Source organism: Mesorhizobium sp. M8A.F.Ca.ET.207.01.1.1, assembly GCF_004794715.1.
Lineage (GTDB): Bacteria > Pseudomonadota > Alphaproteobacteria > Rhizobiales > Rhizobiaceae > Mesorhizobium.
In genome coordinates, this window is sequence record NZ_SRUS01000285.1 from 1 (window position 1) to 344 (window position 344).

Genomic DNA, 344 nt, shown 5'->3' on the forward strand with positions numbered 1-344 from the left:
GCGGTGACGAAGGGGATCAGCGCCTTGCGCTGCTGTTCGCGCAGACGCTGGAAACAGGCATCGAGTCGGGCTACGGACATTTCAGGCACATCCTTCAATCAGTTCAATCGCATCGCTGGTTCCCCAGTACATCTGGGTGACCCGCCCTTCAAACAGTTCCACGCGGATACCCAGGTCCGAACCGGGGTCCTGCCAGGTGAGGTACTCGCCCTGGTCACCCGTGACAAGTCCATGCACGCGCTTGAGCAGGCAATGGAAGCGGACAAGCGCATCCTGCTGCTGGCGCAGAAGTCTGCCGAAACCGACGACCCGCATGCGGCCGACCTCTACCAGGTCGGTACGCT

The 344-nt window shown here is 61.6% G+C and carries 1 protein-coding gene; it reads right to left on the reverse strand.

Annotated features, from left to right (window positions below):
• Positions 1–81 precede the first annotated feature (81 nt).
• The coding region (locus tag EN850_RS36715; RefSeq protein ID WP_210238053.1) for a hypothetical protein at positions 82–344 on the reverse strand (263 nt) is incomplete at its 5' end.